Source organism: Paragemmobacter kunshanensis (assembly GCF_011059185.1).
In the GTDB taxonomy this organism is placed as follows: Bacteria; Pseudomonadota; Alphaproteobacteria; order Rhodobacterales; family Rhodobacteraceae; genus Paragemmobacter; species Paragemmobacter kunshanensis.
The window spans coordinates 166,126-180,817 of sequence record NZ_JAALFE010000005.1; the positions used below are offsets into that span (position 1 = coordinate 166,126).

20 protein-coding genes are annotated in these 14,692 nt (G+C 66.8%); 7 read left to right on the forward strand and 13 right to left on the reverse strand.

What is annotated here, in order from left to right; all coding sequences use genetic code 11:
* Window positions 1-26 precede the first annotated feature (26 nt).
* From bhcC to bhcA, 3 genes are read right to left on the reverse strand one after another with little or no spacing between them, the layout of a single operon-like run.
* Window positions 27-1,190 carry a 3-hydroxy-D-aspartate aldolase BhcC gene (bhcC, locus tag G5V65_RS07305; protein WP_165048637.1) on the reverse strand — a complete coding sequence of 388 codons (1,164 nt, stop codon included), beginning with the start codon at window positions 1,188-1,190 and terminating at the stop codon, window positions 27-29.
* 5 nt (window positions 1,191-1,195) lie between these two features.
* On the reverse strand, window positions 1,196-2,167 hold the full coding sequence (gene bhcB / locus G5V65_RS07310; protein ID WP_165048457.1) for a beta-hydroxyaspartate dehydratase BhcB: 972 nt from the start codon (window positions 2,165-2,167) through the stop codon (window positions 1,196-1,198).
* A gap of 10 nt (window positions 2,168-2,177) precedes the next feature.
* The gene (gene bhcA / locus G5V65_RS07315) at window positions 2,178-3,368 is read right to left on the reverse strand and encodes an L-aspartate--glyoxylate aminotransferase BhcA (protein WP_165048459.1); all 1,191 of its coding nucleotides are present in this window, start codon (window positions 3,366-3,368) and stop codon (window positions 2,178-2,180) included.
* Between the two features lie 152 nt (window positions 3,369-3,520).
* Here bhcA and bhcR point away from each other — a divergent pair, with 152 nt between their 5' ends.
* A complete protein-coding gene (gene bhcR, locus G5V65_RS07320) occupies window positions 3,521-4,336 on the forward strand; it encodes an HTH-type transcriptional regulator BhcR (protein WP_165048462.1) in 816 nt (271 codons plus the stop codon).
* A 146-nt stretch (window positions 4,337-4,482) separates the two neighbouring features.
* Here the strand turns inward: bhcR and G5V65_RS07325 are convergent, their stop codons facing one another.
* Entirely contained in the window at window positions 4,483-5,655 is a 1,173-nt protein-coding gene (locus tag G5V65_RS07325) for a MalY/PatB family protein (RefSeq protein WP_165048464.1), read from the reverse strand.
* Between the two features lie 218 nt (window positions 5,656-5,873).
* Here G5V65_RS07325 and def (G5V65_RS07330) point away from each other — a divergent pair, with 218 nt between their 5' ends.
* Genes def (G5V65_RS07330) through G5V65_RS07350 form a run of 5 tightly spaced genes read left to right on the forward strand, consistent with a single transcriptional unit; the run spans window position 5,874 to window position 8,572 of the window.
* A complete protein-coding gene (gene def / locus G5V65_RS07330) occupies window positions 5,874-6,395 on the forward strand; it encodes a peptide deformylase (protein WP_165048466.1) in 522 nt (173 codons plus the stop codon).
* Complete coding sequence (def, locus tag G5V65_RS07335; protein WP_165048467.1) at window positions 6,395-6,898, forward strand: peptide deformylase; 504 nt, start codon at window positions 6,395-6,397, stop codon at window positions 6,896-6,898. Before def (G5V65_RS07330) ends, def (G5V65_RS07335) begins: the two co-directional genes overlap by 1 nt.
* Window positions 6,895-7,398: a peptide deformylase gene (gene def, locus G5V65_RS07340; protein WP_165048468.1), complete on the forward strand. Its 504-nt coding sequence runs from the start codon at window positions 6,895-6,897 to the stop codon at window positions 7,396-7,398. Before def (G5V65_RS07335) ends, def (G5V65_RS07340) begins: the two co-directional genes overlap by 4 nt.
* Window positions 7,395-8,291, forward strand: coding sequence for a methionyl-tRNA formyltransferase (gene fmt / locus G5V65_RS07345; protein WP_165048471.1), 897 nt, complete (start codon window positions 7,395-7,397; stop codon window positions 8,289-8,291). The genes def (G5V65_RS07340) and fmt overlap by 4 nt, the downstream gene beginning before the upstream one ends.
* Window positions 8,292-8,335: 44 nt before the next feature.
* Window positions 8,336-8,572, forward strand: coding sequence for a GlsB/YeaQ/YmgE family stress response membrane protein (locus tag G5V65_RS07350; protein ID WP_165048473.1), 237 nt, complete (start codon window positions 8,336-8,338; stop codon window positions 8,570-8,572).
* Between the two features lie 7 nt (window positions 8,573-8,579).
* Here G5V65_RS07350 and G5V65_RS07355 read toward each other — a convergent pair whose 3' ends face one another.
* The 9 genes from G5V65_RS07355 to G5V65_RS07395 all read right to left on the reverse strand — a co-directional run bounded on the left by G5V65_RS07355 (window position 8,580) and on the right by G5V65_RS07395 (window position 13,898).
* Window positions 8,580-9,068: a transcriptional regulator gene (locus tag G5V65_RS07355; RefSeq protein WP_165048475.1), complete on the reverse strand. Its 489-nt coding sequence runs from the start codon at window positions 9,066-9,068 to the stop codon at window positions 8,580-8,582.
* Window positions 9,069-9,113: 45 nt separating this feature from the next.
* Window positions 9,114-9,779 carry a trimeric intracellular cation channel family protein gene (locus G5V65_RS07360; protein ID WP_241250481.1) on the reverse strand — a complete coding sequence of 222 codons (666 nt, stop codon included), beginning with the start codon at window positions 9,777-9,779 and terminating at the stop codon, window positions 9,114-9,116.
* Window positions 9,776-10,237 carry a ribonuclease HI gene (rnhA, locus tag G5V65_RS07365; protein WP_165048477.1) on the reverse strand — a complete coding sequence of 154 codons (462 nt, stop codon included), beginning with the start codon at window positions 10,235-10,237 and terminating at the stop codon, window positions 9,776-9,778. The genes G5V65_RS07360 and rnhA overlap by 4 nt, the downstream gene beginning before the upstream one ends.
* A 141-nt stretch (window positions 10,238-10,378) precedes the next feature.
* Complete coding sequence (locus G5V65_RS07370) at window positions 10,379-10,834, reverse strand: DUF3429 domain-containing protein (protein WP_165048479.1); 456 nt, start codon at window positions 10,832-10,834, stop codon at window positions 10,379-10,381.
* On the reverse strand, window positions 10,831-11,280 hold the full coding sequence (locus G5V65_RS22780) for a YdeI/OmpD-associated family protein (RefSeq protein WP_165048482.1): 450 nt from the start codon (window positions 11,278-11,280) through the stop codon (window positions 10,831-10,833). The genes G5V65_RS07370 and G5V65_RS22780 overlap by 4 nt, the downstream gene beginning before the upstream one ends.
* A complete protein-coding gene (gene ispH / locus G5V65_RS07380) occupies window positions 11,277-12,227 on the reverse strand; it encodes a 4-hydroxy-3-methylbut-2-enyl diphosphate reductase (protein ID WP_165048484.1) in 951 nt (316 codons plus the stop codon). The genes G5V65_RS22780 and ispH overlap by 4 nt, the downstream gene beginning before the upstream one ends.
* Window positions 12,228-12,294: 67 nt before the next feature.
* Complete coding sequence (locus G5V65_RS07385; RefSeq protein WP_165048486.1) at window positions 12,295-12,732, reverse strand: YqaA family protein; 438 nt, start codon at window positions 12,730-12,732, stop codon at window positions 12,295-12,297.
* Window positions 12,733-12,771: 39 nt separating this feature from the next.
* Entirely contained in the window at window positions 12,772-13,326 is a 555-nt protein-coding gene (locus tag G5V65_RS07390) for a hypothetical protein (protein WP_165048488.1), read from the reverse strand.
* Window positions 13,323-13,898, reverse strand: a complete 576-nt coding sequence (locus G5V65_RS07395) for a LabA-like NYN domain-containing protein (RefSeq protein WP_165048490.1) — start codon at window positions 13,896-13,898, stop codon at window positions 13,323-13,325. Before G5V65_RS07395 ends, G5V65_RS07390 begins: the two co-directional genes overlap by 4 nt.
* A gap of 140 nt (window positions 13,899-14,038) precedes the next feature.
* Here G5V65_RS07395 and folK point away from each other — a divergent pair, with 140 nt between their 5' ends.
* Window positions 14,039-14,638: a 2-amino-4-hydroxy-6-hydroxymethyldihydropteridine diphosphokinase gene (gene folK, locus G5V65_RS07400; protein WP_165048492.1), complete on the forward strand. Its 600-nt coding sequence runs from the start codon at window positions 14,039-14,041 to the stop codon at window positions 14,636-14,638.
* Window positions 14,639-14,692: the final 54 nt, after the last annotated feature.

Consider the following 14,692-nt stretch of genomic DNA (forward strand, 5'->3'; position numbering starts at 1 on the left):
CCGCTCCCCCCGCCCCCCCCTTTTTCTCAATAGGCCTTGCCGCGCGCCGAGACGGGCCAGACAACCTCGACCTTCCCGTTCCGCACGCCCACATACCAGTCATGGACATTGCAGGTCGGGTCGCAATGCCCCGGCACAAGCCGCAGCTTGTCATTGACCTTCAGTACGCCGGCCGGGTCCTCGATAACCCCATGCTCGTCGCTGCACTTGATGTATTTCACATCCGTCCGGCCAAAGATCACCGGCAGCCCGCTATCCACCGACTGCGCCTTCAGCCCCGCGTCGCAGATCGCCCGATCCGCCTTGGCGTGCGACATGACCGAGGTCAGGATGAACAGCGCATTCTCCCATTCCCCCTGATCGATCCGCTTGCCGTCCTTGTCGAGGATGCGCCCGTAATCGGCATCCATGAAGGCGTAAGACCCGCACTGAAGCTCGTTATAGACCCCCGAATTGCCTTCGAAATAATAGGAACCCGTGCCGCCGCCACCGACGATGTCGCAGTCCAGCCCCTCGGCCTTCAACGCCTCCACAGCATCCCGCACCATGGCCACCGCGATGTCGATCTTTGCCTTGCGGTCCTCATAGCGGTCCATGTGCTGCATCGCGCCCTGATAGGCCTGGATGCCCGCGAAGCGCAGCCCCGGCGCCGCGTCGATGGCCTTGGCCAAAGCCACCACCGCAGGCGTCGTCGTCACCCCGCAGCGCCCCGCGCCACAGTCGATCTCCACCAGGCATTCCACCGTGGTCCCATGCTTCACCGCCGCCGCCGACAGATCGGCAACATTGGCCAGATCATCCACGCAGCAGATCGCCCGCGCGCCCAGCTTGGGGATGCGCGCCAGACGGTCGATCTTCGCCGGGTCGCGCACCTGATTGCTCACCAGCACATCCTTGATGCCGCCCCGCGCAAACACCTCCGCCTCGCTCACCTTCTGGCAGCACACCCCGACCGATCCGCCCAGCCTTTCCTGCAACAGCGCCACATCCACCGATTTGTGCATCTTCCCATGCACCCGATGCCGCACACCCATCTCTTGCGCGAACCGCCCCATCTTCACGATGTTGCGCTCCAGCGCATCCAGATCCAGCACAAGGCAGGGCGTCTGGATATCCGCCTCATCCATCCCCGGCAGGGCGGGGATGTCATAGCCCACTTCCAGCCCGTCGAAATCTCCGCGTCCGTCCATCATCGTTACCCCTTCATCCAAGGCAGCTTGTCCAGATCCACATTCCCGCCGGTCAGGATCACCCCGACCCGCTTGCCCCGGAACCGTTCCGGGTTCTTCAGGATCACCGCCAGCGGCACCGAACAGCTGGCCTCGATCACGATCTTCATCCGCTTCCAGTGCAGCTTCATCGCCTCGACGATCTCCTCCTCCGTCGCGGTCAGCACATCGGTCGCGTAGGTCCGCAGGAAATGCCAGGTCAGTTCCTTCAGCGGCACCTTCAACCCGTCGGCCACCGTATCGGGCGCATCATCGGCGATGATGTGCCCCGCCCGGAAGCTGCGCGCCGCGTCATCGGCATTCACCGGCTCGGCGGCATAAATCTCCACCCCCGGCGCGATGGAGGACAGCGTCAGGCAGGTCCCCGAAATCATCCCGCCCCCACCGATGGGGGCCACCACCGCATCCAGCCCCTCCACCTGCTCCATCAACTCGCGCGAACAGGTCCCCTGGCCGGCAATCACGCGCGGGTCATTGTAGGGATGCACGAAATCCGCCCCGGTCCGCGCCTGCACCTCGGCGAACACCGCCTCGCGGCTGGATGTCGAAGGCTCGCATTCCACGATCACCCCGCCATAGCCCCGCACCGCATCCTTCTTGGCCTGCGGTGCCGTGCGCGGCATCACCACGGTGCAGGGAATGCCCCGCCGCCCCGCCGCATAGGACAGGCTCAAGGCATGGTTCCCGCTCGAATGCGTAGCCACCCCGCGCTCCAACTGATCATCGCGCAGGCCGAAGACGGCATTGCTCGCCCCCCGCACCTTGAACGCCCCGGCCTTCTGGAAGTTCTCGCATTTGAAGAAAAGCTCCGCCCCCGTCAGCTCGTTCAGGAACGAAGACGTCAGAACCGGCGTCCGGTGGATATGCGGCGCGATCCGCGCATGGGCCGCGACCACATCCTCATAGGTCGGCACCATCAATCCTTGAAAATCCTTCATCGCCGCCCCCTCACTCTGCCGCCATCGCCATCGGCACCGCCGACCCGCGATAAAACTCCGCCGCCGCCGCCACGCCTGACCCCAGCCGCACGCCCCAGCCCAGATCGGCCATGCACATCTCCGCCGTGGCAAGGCCCCCCAGAACCATCACATCCGTCAGCATCCCCAGATGCCCGATACGGAACACCTTGCCCGCCACCTCGCCCAGACCCACGCCAAAGGCCACGCCATATTTCTCCGCCGCCAGCTTCACGAGGTCCGTGCCATTGCATCCAGGCGGAACCACCACCGCCGTCACCGTCTCGGAATACAGATCAGCCGAGGCCGCACAGGGCCGCATGCCCCAGGCCGCCACCGCCCGCCGCACCCCTTCGGCCAGACGCGCATGGCGGGCATAGACGGCCTCCAGCCCCTCCTCCTCCAGCATCTCGATGGATTTCGCGAGCCCCGCGATCAACCCCACCGCGGGCGTATAGGGATACCCGCCCCCGGCATAGCTGCGCAGCATGTCGCGGAAATCGAAGAAGGTCCGCGGCAGCCGCGCCCCCTCCATCGCCGCCAGCGCCTTGTCCGACACGCCAAGGATCGCCAGGCCCGCAGGCAGCATGAACCCCTTCTGGCTGCCCGCCACCGCGATATCCACGCCCCAGCCGGCCATGTCGAACGGCATCGACCCGATGGAGGAAACCCCATCCACGAACAGCATCGCCCCATGCCCCGCCGCATCCATCGCGCGCCGAATGCCCGCGATATCCGACCGCACCCCCGTCGCCGTTTCGTTATGCGTGGCCAGCACCGCCTTGATCCGGCCCGCCGTGTCGGCCTTCAACGCAGCCTCGATGGCTGCCACGGGCGCACCCTGCCCCCAGGGCGTCTCGATGATCTCCACCTCCAGCCCATGCCGCTGGCACAGGTCGATCCAGCGATGGCTGAACATCCCGAACCGCGCCGCAAGAACCCGGTCCCCCGGCGACAGCGTGTTGGTGATCGCAGCCTCCCATCCCCCCGTCCCGGTGGACGGCAGGATGATCACCTCGCCGCCTTCCATCCCCAGCACCCGCCGCACCCCCGCCACCGCAGGCCGGAACAGCTTGCCAAAGGCCGCCGACCGGTGATCCAGCGTCGGCATGTCACAGGCCTTGCGGATCGCCTCGGGAATGTTGGTCGGGCCGGGAATGAAGACAGGATTCTGAAAGGACATGACAGCCACCTCTCTGGTTCATGTCTTCACCCTACCCCTCGGCCCATCAACGACGCAATTTTTTCGAAAAGATTTTTCATTCACTGAAAAACCTACTATCCTTCCGGAAAATCAACCGCTTGCGCTTTTTCATCCAAACCGGACGCCCCCAGATGCCCACAAGACCCCGCGGCCGCCCCAAGGCTTTCAACGACAAGACCGACCAGAACACCGTGCAGGCGCTCGACCGCGCGCTGGGCCTCCTCTCCACCCTCGCCGCCCATCCGGGCCTCACGCTGTCCGAACTCGCCGAAACCTCCGGTCAGGCCGTCGCCACGGTCTATCGCGCCCTCGTCACCCTGCAATCGCACGGAATGGTCGAATCCGAAGACCCCGCCCAGACCTGGCATATCGGCCCCGGCGCCTTCCGCATCGGCTCCGCCTTCCTGCGCCGCACAAAGGTCGTGGAACGCGCCCGCGCCGCGATGGACGGGCTCATGCGCGACACGGGCGAAACCGCCAATCTCGGCGTCGAAGTGGGTGACGAGGTCCTCTTCCTCTCCCAGGTCGAAACCCATCAGGCGATCCGCGCCTTCTTCCCCCCCGGCACCATCGCGCCCATGCATGTCTCCGGCATCGGCAAGGCCCTGCTGGCATGGTATCCCGAGGGAAAGGTGCAAGGCATCCTCGCCCGCAAGGGCCTCGAACGCTTCACCACCCTCACCCACACCTCCGAAACCGCCCTATTGCGCGATCTCGCCCGCACCCGCGACCGCGGCTTCGCCATCGACGATCAGGAACGCGCCGAAGGCATGCGCTGCGTCGCCGCCCCCATCTTCAACGCCCATGGCGAACCCGTCGCGGGTCTCTCGGTCAGCGGCCCCGCCTTCCGCATGGGCCTCTCCGATGCCACCCGCCTCGGCACCCTCGTCCGCGCGGCAGCCGACAAGGTGACAGAGGCGACAGGCGGCCAGCAACCCTTCCCCTGAATCCAACTTCATCTTGGCAAAAACACCCGCGGGGGAGCGGTCGCGCAGCGGCCGCGGGGGCGGCAGCCCCCCACCCCTTCCGACGGGGCGAAGTCCCCGGCGGAAGGGCAAGGGAATGCCGCGAACGCGGCTCCGCTCAATAACCCCTATTGCAGATCGCGGAACGCCGCCTGCATGCGCTCCACCGCCTCCACCACCATCGCGCGCGGCGCGGCGATGTTGAAGCGCAGGAAATTCTCCCCGCCGCTTCCGAAGGCATCGCCATGATTGGTGGCGATCCGCGCCTCCTTCTCCACCCGCCCGATGAATTCCGCAGGCGTCATCCCGGTGCCGGAAAAATCCAGCCAGGCCAGATAGGTCGCCTCCAGCGGCATCGACCGCAGCCCCGGGATCGCGGCCATCCCCTCGTCGAAGACCCGGCGGTTCCCGTCCAGATAGGCCATCAGCCCATCCACCCAGTCCGCCCCCTCGGGCGAATAGGCCGCCGTCGCCATATGCATCCCGAAACTGTTCCCGGAAATGCCCAGGGCCATGATCTTCGCCGCAAACTTCGCGCGCAGCACCGGGTCCGCGATGATCACATTGCCCGTATGGCTGCCCGCGATGTTGAAGGTCTTGGTCGTCGCCGTCATCATCACCAACCGGTCGGCGATCTCCGGCGCGGCCAGCGGCATGGGCACATGCCGCGCCCCCGGAAAGACCAGATCATGGTGAATCTCGTCCGATACCAGGATCAGGTCATGCCGCTTGCAGAACGCCGCCACCCCGCGCAGTTCCTCTGCCGTCCAGACCCGCCCGCCCGGGTTGTGCGGCGAACACAGGATGAACATCCGCTCCTTCCCCGTCATCAACCCGTCCCAGGCGTCGAAATCCATCTCGTATCGCCCATCCGCCAAGGCGAGCGGACATTCCCGCACCTCGCGCCCCGCCGCTTTGATCGTCCGGGCAAAGGCATGATAGACCGGCACCGTCAGAACCACCCCGTCCCCCGGCGTGGTAAAGGCCTCAAGGCACAGCCCCGTCCCGTTCACCAACCCATGCGTGGTAAAGATATCCCCCGCCGCCACGTCCCAGCCATGGCGCGTCTTCATCCACCACCGGATCGCCTCCAGATAGGCGCGGTCATCCCCGAAATAGCCATAGACGCCATGCGCGGCCATCCGCTCCACCGCCGCCTGCACGCAGGCCGGGGGCCGGAACTCCATATCCGCCACCCACATGGCCAACCCGCCCTCGGCCGGAACACCATAGAGTTTCTCCATCATGTCCCATTTCACGCAATGCGTGCCACGACGGTCGATCGGGGTATCAAAGCTCATCTCGGCCCTCTGCCTCTGCCATGGCCCCGCGCGTTGTACGGACCCATTGTTCCACTGATTATTGATTAGTCGGAACCATTTACCATTTCAACAATCTATAGCGGAACATAGTTCCAAAATACCGTCATAGATCAGAACGGTATTCCCGCGTCATTCCACCCCTCCCCCGTTCTGGCCCGGCATTGCGCCATCGGGCGGTTTTCCGTAAATCATGCCACATGATCCGTCCAATCCTGATCCATCCCGACCCGCGCCTCAAGAAGCTCTGCGAACCTGTCGCCGGGATCACCCGGGAACTGGGCAAACTGGCCGAAGACATGCTGCAGACCATGTATGATGCCCCCGGCATCGGCCTCGCAGCCCCGCAGGTGGGCATTACCCGCCGCCTCATCGTGATGGATTGCGTCAAGGGCGAAAACGAAACCCCGCGCCCCATGGCCCTTTTCAACCCGGAAATCACATGGTCCTCGGAAGAGCTTTCCACCTACGAGGAAGGCTGCCTCTCCATCCCCGACCAATATGCCGAAGTCCAGCGCCCGGCCGAGGTGCGCGTCCGCTGGCTGGGCCTTGATGGCACGGAGCAGGAAGAACAGTTCTCCGGCCTCTGGGCGACCTGCGTCCAGCACGAGATCGACCATCTCAACGGCAAACTCTTCATCGACTATCTGGGTCCGCTGAAACGCCAGATGATCACCCGCAAGATGGAAAAGCTGAAACGCGAACGTGCGCGGCAGGGCTGATGGCGGTCCTGCCCATCCTGCGCTGGCCCGACCCGCGCCTCGCCACCCCTTGCGCACCCGCCACGCCGGACGCCGCCACCCGCGCCCTCGCGCAGGACATGCTGGAAACCATGTATGCCGCCCCCGGTCGCGGCCTCGCCGCCCCGCAGGTGGGCGCGCTGATCCGGCTCTTCGTCATGGATGTCACCTGGAAAGAGGGCACCCACGCCCCGCGCATCCTCCTCAACCCCGAAATCCTTTCCGCCTCGGCCACCACCGCCACCGGCCCCGAAGGCTGCCTCTCCATCCCCGGCCTCACGACCGACATCACCCGCCCCACCGGAATCCACCTCCGCTGGACCGATCCCCACGGCGACCGCCGCGAAGAAACCCTCACCGGCTTCGCCGCCATCTGCGCCCAGCACGAAATCGACCATCTCGATGGCCGCGTCACCTTCGACCGCCTCCCCCCCGACCGCCGCGCGGCGCTAGAGGCCGCCTATCTCGCAGGACGTCCCGCATGACCATCCGCCCCTGCCTGCCATGGCCCCACCCCGTCCTGAAAGCCCCAGCCGCCACGGTCGAGGCGATCACCGACGACATCCGCGCCATCTGGGCCGACATGATCGACACGATGGAGGCCATGCCCGGCTATGGCCTCGCCGCCGTGCAGATCGGCATCCCCCTCCGCCTCGCCGTCGTCGATTGCTCCACCGAACGCGGGCAGGCCATCCGCATGGCCAATCCCGAAATCCTCCACGCCTCGGTGCAGAACCGCACGCATGAGGAAGCCTCCCCCAACCTCCCCGGCGTCTCCGCCACGATCGAACGCCCCCGCGCCGTCACCGTCCGCTTCATGAACGACCGGGGCGAGATGGAAGACCGCGACTTCGTCCACCTCTGGGCCACCTCCGTCCAGCACCAGATCGACCATCTGGCAGGCAAGATGTTCTTCGACCACCTCTCCCCCCTGAAACGCAAGATGCTGCTCGCCAAGGCCGAAAAACTGCGGAGGCGTGGATGAAACTCGTCTTCATGGGCACGCCCGATTTCTCCGTCCCCGTGCTGCAGGCCCTCGCCGCGCGGCATGACATCGTCGCCGTCTACACCCAACCCCCGCGCCCCGCGGGCCGCGGCAAGGACCTCCGCCCCACACCCGTCCATGCCGCCGCCACCGCACTCGGCCTGCCCGTCCGCCACCCCATCAGCCTGAAATCCCCCGAAGACCACGCCGCCTTCGCCGCCCTCGATGCCGATGCCGCCGTGGTCGTCGCCTACGGCCTCCTCCTGCCCCAAGCGATCCTCGACGCCCCCCGCCACGGTTGCCTGAACATCCACGCCTCGCTCCTGCCCCGCTGGCGCGGCGCGGCCCCCATCCACCGCGCCATCATGGCGGGCGATGCGGAAACCGGCATCTGCATCATGCAGATGGAAGCGGGCCTCGACACGGGCCCCGTCCTTTTGCGCGAGGCAACGCCCATCGGCGCGGAAGAAACCACCCAGGATCTGCACGACCGCCTGTCGCAAATGGGCGCGCATCTCATCCTCACCGCGCTCGACCGCCTGCCGACCCTCACCCCCGAACCCCAACCCGCCGAAGGCATCACCTACGCCGCCAAGATCGACAAGCTTGAGGCCCGCATCGACTGGTCCCGCCCCGCCACCGAAATCGACCGCCAGATCCGCGCGCTCTCTCCCTTCCCCGGCGCATGGTGCATGGCGGGCGGCGAACGCCTCAAACTCCTCCGCTCCCGCCTCGGCACGGGCGAAGGCCCCCCCGGCACAGTCCTCAACGGCCTCACCATCGCCTGCGGCACAGGCGCCATCGACATCACCCTCGCCCAACGCGAAGGGAAAAAGGCGCAATCCCCGCAGGATCTCCTCAACGGCTACAGCCTGCCCGCGCGGCTGGACTGACACCGCATCCTGCGCCACACTCGCCCCATGCAACGGAGGCGCCCATGCCCATCCTCATCCTCATCGTCATCGGGGCCGCTGCGGGTTTTCTCGCCACCCGCTTCATGCGCGTGCAGACGGATGTTCCCACCACCATCGCCATCGGCGTGGGCGGGGCGCTGCTCGGCTGGCTGATCCTGCGCTTCCTCGTCTCGATCACAGGCTGGGTCGCAGCCTTCGTCGGCGCGGTGATCGGGGCCATGGCCCTCATCTGGCTCTGGCAGAAATACATAAGCAAATAGGCCCGGCCTAACCCAGCCGCCGCGCGGCATCCTTCAGCCTGAACCCGGCCCCGCCCGCAACGGACCAGGCCATGCGCCCTTGCCAGGCGGCAAACAGCATCGCCGCCGCCTCGGCCCGGCACCCCATCTTGGCCGCCAGCACCCGCTCCACCCCGGCCCGCCAGGCCGCCGCCTGCTCTGCCATCGCCGGGTCGGCAAGGCTTTCCCGCAGCAAGGCAGGCAGCAGCACCGCCCCCAGCGCCTTCAGAAAACCCTGCGCCGTCTCCTCGCGCGCGGCCAGCGCGTCGCTCGCCACCGCCAGGCCCGCCCAGCCATGGGCCATCGCCGCCCGCACCATCCCGGCCCGGTCGCCATATCGCTGCACCAACGAAGCCGGTGCCAATCCGCACAGCTTCGACACAGCCCCAAAGGAAACACCCGCCGCGCCGACCTCGGCCATAAGCCCAAGGATGGCGTCAAAAATCTCTGCATCCGGAATGCTGCGCGGTCTGGCCATGCAATACGAATAGCCGTTCGTTATCTGCCTGGCAATCCTGCCACCCTATCGGCGGGGCGATCCCGGGCGCGGCGGCCGCGCCTTGTAGACGGGCAACCGCCAGCCAAAGCCAAGGCTCCCCGCCCGCAGCACCAGCGTCACCAGGGCGCAGGCCAGCAATGCCTGCCACCCCTCGGCCCCGACAAGGCCCAGAAGTACCGCCGCCCCCGCCCCGCAAAAGGCACAGGTGACATAAAGCTCCCCCTGCTTCAGGACCAGCGGCACCTCGTTGCAGACGACATCCCGCATCAGCCCGCCCATGCAGCCCGTCACCATCCCCATCACCAGAACCACCGGCCAGCCCAGCCCTTCGGCCAGCGCCACCCCCACGCCCGCAGGCACCGCCACCGCCAGCGCACAGGCATCCAGCCATTCCAGCGCGCGATACCGGCTCTCAAGCCGATGCGCCCCGAAGAACACCACCACCGCCGCCAGCGTGGCCAGCAGCAACAGCACCGGGTCCGAAATCCACAGGGGCGGCCGATCCAGGATCACGTCGCGCAATGTCCCGCCGCCCACCGCCGTCAGGCAGGCGATGAAGATGAACCCCACGATGTCCAGCTGCGCCCGGCTCGCCACCAGCGCCCCCGTCAGCGCAAAGATCGCGACCGAGGCATAGTCCAGCACCGACAGCAGCGCCTCCGCCGGCAGCGCAAGACCCGGTGCCATCATGCGCTCTTCACCTTGAACGGCGCCATCCCGGCCCGCGCCAGGGCATCGGCCCGCTCGTTCTCCTCATGCCCCGCATGGCCCTTGATCCAGCGCCACTGCACCCGATGCCGCGCCTGCGCCTGATCCAGCCGCTGCCACAGATCGGCATTCTTCACCGGGTCCTTCCCCGCCGTGCGCCAGCCATTGCGCTTCCAGCCATGGATCCATTCCGTCACGCCATTCTTCACATAGGCGCTGTCCGTCACCACCGTAATCTCGGATGCCTTCGCCAGCGCCTCCAGCGCCGAAATTGCCGCCAGCAGCTCCATCCGGTTGTTGGTGGTCAACCCCTCGCCGCCCGAAAGCGCGCGCTCCTTCACCACCGCGCCGCCCTCGCGCGCGATCAGCAGCACACCCCACCCCCCGGGCCCCGGATTGCCCGAACAGGCCCCATCGGTATAGGCGAAAAGCTCTGGCATAGGGTGGCTCCTTTTCCCCCGGTTTAGGAACAAGACCGGCCTTCAACAAGCCCCTTCGTCTCGGCCCAAATACCCTCAGGGAGTGAGGCGCGTCAGCGACGAGGGGGCGGAACGCCCCCTGATTTTTCGCAAGAAAAATCGTCACTCCACCAGAATGGGCACCGCAAGACAGGCCAGCACCACCGCCGTCAGCAGCACCCGCAACCGCATCCACCAGCTTGGCGCAAGCCCCTGCTGCACAAAGAACCAATCCAGCATCAACAGCCCCGCGAACCCTGCAAAAAGGTTCACCGCCGCATTGCCCGGATCGCCATTCACCATGAAGAACCCCCACAGCGCCGGCACCACCGAAAGCGCATAGCCCAAGGCCGCCTTCGCCCCCCGCGCCTTCGCCGCAAAGCCCCACAGCACCCCCGACATGAAGGACAGGATCACCATCCCGTAGGTCAGGCTGACATAAGTTCCGCGATACATCGGCTGCAGCCACCCGCCGACCCAGCCCAAGCTCGGCGGATAGGCCACATTCGTGGCCCCCCACAGGAACGGGATCAGCCCGGCAAGGCCAAGGACAAGGGCGGCAAGGGGTATCTGTCTCATCTAAGACCCTGGATCATCGCATCAATCCGCTTCGCCCGCGTCGGCGCGGTCTTCGCGGTGCCGATCTGATACAGCATCCCGCGCCGCTTTCCAGCCGTCAGCGCCTCCCACTCCGCCATCATGCCCCCCGCGCGCAGCGCCGCCGCCACATCCTCGGGCGTATCCACCTGATCATCCGGCGCGGGCCTGAGCCGCACCTCAAGCACCTCCCCCGGCACGATCCCCAGCCGATCCAGCAGCGACTGCCCGGCCCAGAGGAACACCCCCTCCACCACCGGCGCGCGCGACAGGGCAAGGTTCACCCAATGCGCGTTGATCTCACCCTCGACCCGCTTCGCCGCACCCAGCGCTTCGACCGCCCGATCCGGCAGCCGCAACAGCGTATAGGTCGCCTTGCCCCAGACGACCGGCTCCACCACGGCCTCGAACGCGACCCAGTCGCTCACGCAGGCTCCCGCAGGATGCGCGGCACCTTGAACTCCACATTCTCCACCGCCGTCTCGACCATCTCCACCGTGGTCGCGAAGCGCGCGCGGAAGGCGTCGATCACCTCATTCACCAGAACCTCCGGCGCACTCGCCCCCGCCGTGATCCCCACGGACCGGATGCCCTCCAGCGCCCGCCAGTCGATATCCGTGGCCCGCTGGATCAGTTGCGCATAGGCACAGCCCGCATTGGCCCCCACCTCCACCAACCGCTTGGAATTCGAAGAATTCGGCGCCCCGATCACCAAGAGCGCGTCGATCTTCCCCGCCATCGCCTTGACCGCCATCTGGCGGTTGGTGGTGGCATAGCAGATATCGTCATGCGCGGGCGCCACGATCGCCGGAAACCGCGCCTTCAGCGCCGCCGCGATATCGGCGGTATCATCCACCGAAAGCGTCGTCTGCGTGATGAAGGCCAGCTTGCCGGGATCGCGCACCACCAGTCGGCCCACATCCTCCACCGTCTCCACCAGCAGCACCTCGCCTTCCGGCAACTGCCCCATGGTGCCCACGGTCTCCGGATGCCCCGCATGACCGATCATGATCATCTGCAGCCCGTTCTCGCTATGCCGGGCCGCCTCGTTATGCACCTTGGTCACCAGCGGGCAGGTCGCATCCACCGCGATCATCTCGCGCCGCGCCGCCTCGGCCGGCACCGCCTTGGGCACGCCATGGGCCGAAAACACCACCGGCCGGTCCAGCGGGCAGTCATCCAGCTCCTCGACGAAGACCGCCCCCTTCGCCCGCAGCCCGTCCACGACAAACCTGTTATGCACGATCTCGTGGCGCACATAGACCGGCGCGCCCCATTTCTCCAAGGCCATCTCGACGATCTTGATCGCCCGGTCCACACCGGCGCAGAACCCGCGCGGCGCAGCAAGGTAAAGGGTCAGGGGGGGCAGGCTCATCGCACATCCTTTCGGGCCGTCAGCCCGAGAGATAGGCCGAAACCCCCGCCCGGTAAACCGCCAACCATCAGCCGAACACACCCAGCACGATCAACCCCAGCACCAGATAGCGCCCGGTCTTGGCCACCGTCACCAGCAGCACGAACAGCCAGAGCGGCGTGCGCAGCGTCCCGGCCACCAGCGTCAGCACATCCCCCAGCGGCAGCCAGGACAGCAGCAGCGACCACACGCCCCAGCGCCGGAACCACGCCTCGACGCGCGCCAGCGTGTCTTCGGGCACGCGCAGCCGCTCGGGCAGGGGCATCCGCATCAGCCCCCGCCCCAGCGCATAGTTCAAGCAGGATCCCAGCACATTCCCGACCGAGGCCACCAGCAGGATCACCCCGAACCGCTCCGGCTCGGCCACCAGCATCCCGGCAAACAGGATCTCGGACTGGAACGGAACCAGCGTCGCCGCCACGAAGGCGGCAAGGAACAGGCCAAACAGGGCGGAACCAAGGATCATGCGCCCCAGATGGCGGGACCCCGCGCAAAGGACAAGGGATCAACCGATCCTTTCGCGCCACTCCGCCACGAATTCCGCCCGCGCCTTTTCCGTCGCAAAGGCCGCGCGCGGCAGGATGATCACCTCATCCCCGCCAAAGCCCAGAAACACCCGCCCCGCCGCCGACCGCACCGCCCGCAGCGACCGCAGGCCGCGCACCACGGCCTGCGCCCTGTCGGCGCGGCTTTCCACCAGACGGCTGGGCCAGATCTCCAGCCGCGTCTCCACCGGCTCGGCGATCCGCGCCGCTGCCCGACGCCGCCGGTCGCGCCGCGCCATCAGCCACACGCCAACCGCCGGGGCCAGCATCAGGATCAGCGCGGCGGGCAGGCTGTGCAGCCATGCGGCATCCCGCAGCGTTCCGGCAAGCCCCTGCAACAGGCCCAACCCCGCCAGACATGCCGCCGCGATGCCGATCCTGTCCCGCCGCCCGTGGCCCGGGGAAATCCCCTCCCAGGCCAGCGCATCCCCCGGCTCCAGCCGGTAGAGCATCACCCGAAGCGGGGCTTCCGGCCCCGTCTGCGCCCCCGCCTGCCCACCCGTCACGCCGCTCACTTCGCTTCGAACGAAGCCTCGTCCCGGTCCGCCATGCGCGGCTCGCGCGGCGGCCTTCCGATCACGTCGCGCAATTCGTCCAGTTCGATGAAATTGTCCGCCTGACGGCGCAATTCATCGGCGATCATCGGCGGCTGGCTGCGGATCGTGGACACGACCGACACCCGCACCCCCTGCCGCTGCAGGCTTTCCACCAGCGGGCGGAAATCCCCGTCGCCCGAGAACAGCACGATATGATCCACCCGCGGTGCAAGCTCCATGGCATCGACGGTCAATTCGATATCCATGTTCCCCTTCACCTTCCGCCGCCCCTGGCTGTCGGTGTATTCCTTCGCGGGCTTTGTCACCATGGTAAAGCCGTTGTAGTGCAGCCAGTCCACCAGCGGGCGGATGGGCGAATAGTCGTCATTCTCCAGCAGCGCCGTATAGTAGAAGGCCCTCAGCAGCTTCCCCCGCCGCATGAATTCCTGCCGCAGCAGCTTGTAGTCGATGTCGAATCCCAGGGCCTTGGCCGCGGCATAGAGATTCGACCCGTCTATGAACAGCGCAAGCCGTTCGTCCTTGTAAAACATTATGCTTTCCCCTCAATGCATTCCCCGAATGATCCCGCAGGCGGCAATCGCCATCGCATCGAAAAAAGCCGGTGAACCCCAAGAAACTATCGACCTGCGAAGAAATCATGCAAGTTCGGCTATACGAAAGGGTAAGGCCCATGTCCGAAAGCAGCTATCCTTTGCTCATCGCTCTCGGCGCGAACCTGCCGAACGGCACCACCCCCCCGGAGCAGACCCTCGCCCTCGCCCTGCGCGATCTTGCCGCCGCGGGCATCGGCCCCCTCGTCCCCAGCCGCTTCTATGCAACGCCCTGCTTTCCGGCGGGGGCCGGCCCCGATTACGTGAACGCCGCCGTCGCGGCCCCCATGCCCCCGGGCCTGTCGCCCGCTGACATCCTCGCGCTTCTGCACCGGATCGAGGCCGATCACGGCCGCACCCGCGAAACGCGCTGGGGCATGCGCAGCCTCGATCTCGATCTGGTCGCCTGCGGCGATGCCATCCTGCCCGATGCCGCCACCCAGGCCCATTGGCGCGACCTGCCGCCCGAAGACCAGCGCCGCCTTGCCCCCGATCGCCTGATCCTGCCCCATCCCCGCCTGCAGGACCGTGCCTTCGTCCTGGTCCCGCTCTGCGACATCGCCCCCGACTGGCGCCATCCGCTCACCGGCCAGACCATCGCCGCGATGACCGCCGCCCTCCCGCCCGAGGCCCGCGCCGAACTGCGCCCGCTGCCCGACGGATTCAGCGCTTGTCAATAGCGGACGATGCGACTAGATAGGCGCTTCCATGCCCCCCATCCGAACTGGAGTCGC

Bases quoted from the DNA above. Each gene is read 5' to 3' on its own strand.
- bhcR (WP_165048462.1), top strand. From the start codon at position 3,521: ATGCCCACAAGACCCCGCGGCCGCCCCAAGGCTTTCAACGACAAGACC.
- G5V65_RS07355 (WP_165048475.1), bottom strand. From the start codon at position 9,068: ATGGCCAGACCGCGCAGCATTCCGGATGCAGAGATTTTTGACGCCATC.
- ispH (WP_165048484.1), bottom strand. From the start codon at position 12,227: ATGAGCCTGCCCCCCCTGACCCTTTACCTTGCTGCGCCGCGCGGGTTC.
- G5V65_RS07360 (WP_241250481.1), bottom strand. From the start codon at position 9,779: ATGATGGCACCGGGTCTTGCGCTGCCGGCGGAGGCGCTGCTGTCGGTG.
- bhcC (WP_165048637.1), bottom strand. From the start codon at position 1,190: ATGGACGGACGCGGAGATTTCGACGGGCTGGAAGTGGGCTATGACATC.
- G5V65_RS07370 (WP_165048479.1), bottom strand. From the start codon at position 10,834: ATGAGACAGATACCCCTTGCCGCCCTTGTCCTTGGCCTTGCCGGGCTG.
- G5V65_RS07395 (WP_165048490.1), bottom strand. From the start codon at position 13,898: ATGTTTTACAAGGACGAACGGCTTGCGCTGTTCATAGACGGGTCGAAT.
- folK (WP_165048492.1), top strand. From the start codon at position 14,039: ATGTCCGAAAGCAGCTATCCTTTGCTCATCGCTCTCGGCGCGAACCTG.
- G5V65_RS07325 (WP_165048464.1), bottom strand. From the start codon at position 5,655: ATGAGCTTTGATACCCCGATCGACCGTCGTGGCACGCATTGCGTGAAA.
- def (WP_165048467.1), top strand. From the start codon at position 6,395: ATGGCGGTCCTGCCCATCCTGCGCTGGCCCGACCCGCGCCTCGCCACC.
- fmt (WP_165048471.1), top strand. From the start codon at position 7,395: ATGAAACTCGTCTTCATGGGCACGCCCGATTTCTCCGTCCCCGTGCTG.
- bhcB (WP_165048457.1), bottom strand. From the start codon at position 2,167: ATGAAGGATTTTCAAGGATTGATGGTGCCGACCTATGAGGATGTGGTC.
- G5V65_RS07385 (WP_165048486.1), bottom strand. From the start codon at position 12,732: ATGATCCTTGGTTCCGCCCTGTTTGGCCTGTTCCTTGCCGCCTTCGTG.
- bhcA (WP_165048459.1), bottom strand. From the start codon at position 3,368: ATGTCCTTTCAGAATCCTGTCTTCATTCCCGGCCCGACCAACATTCCC.
- rnhA (WP_165048477.1), bottom strand. From the start codon at position 10,237: ATGCCAGAGCTTTTCGCCTATACCGATGGGGCCTGTTCGGGCAATCCG.
- def (WP_165048466.1), top strand. From the start codon at position 5,874: ATGATCCGTCCAATCCTGATCCATCCCGACCCGCGCCTCAAGAAGCTC.
- def (WP_165048468.1), top strand. From the start codon at position 6,895: ATGACCATCCGCCCCTGCCTGCCATGGCCCCACCCCGTCCTGAAAGCC.
- G5V65_RS07350 (WP_165048473.1), top strand. From the start codon at position 8,336: ATGCCCATCCTCATCCTCATCGTCATCGGGGCCGCTGCGGGTTTTCTC.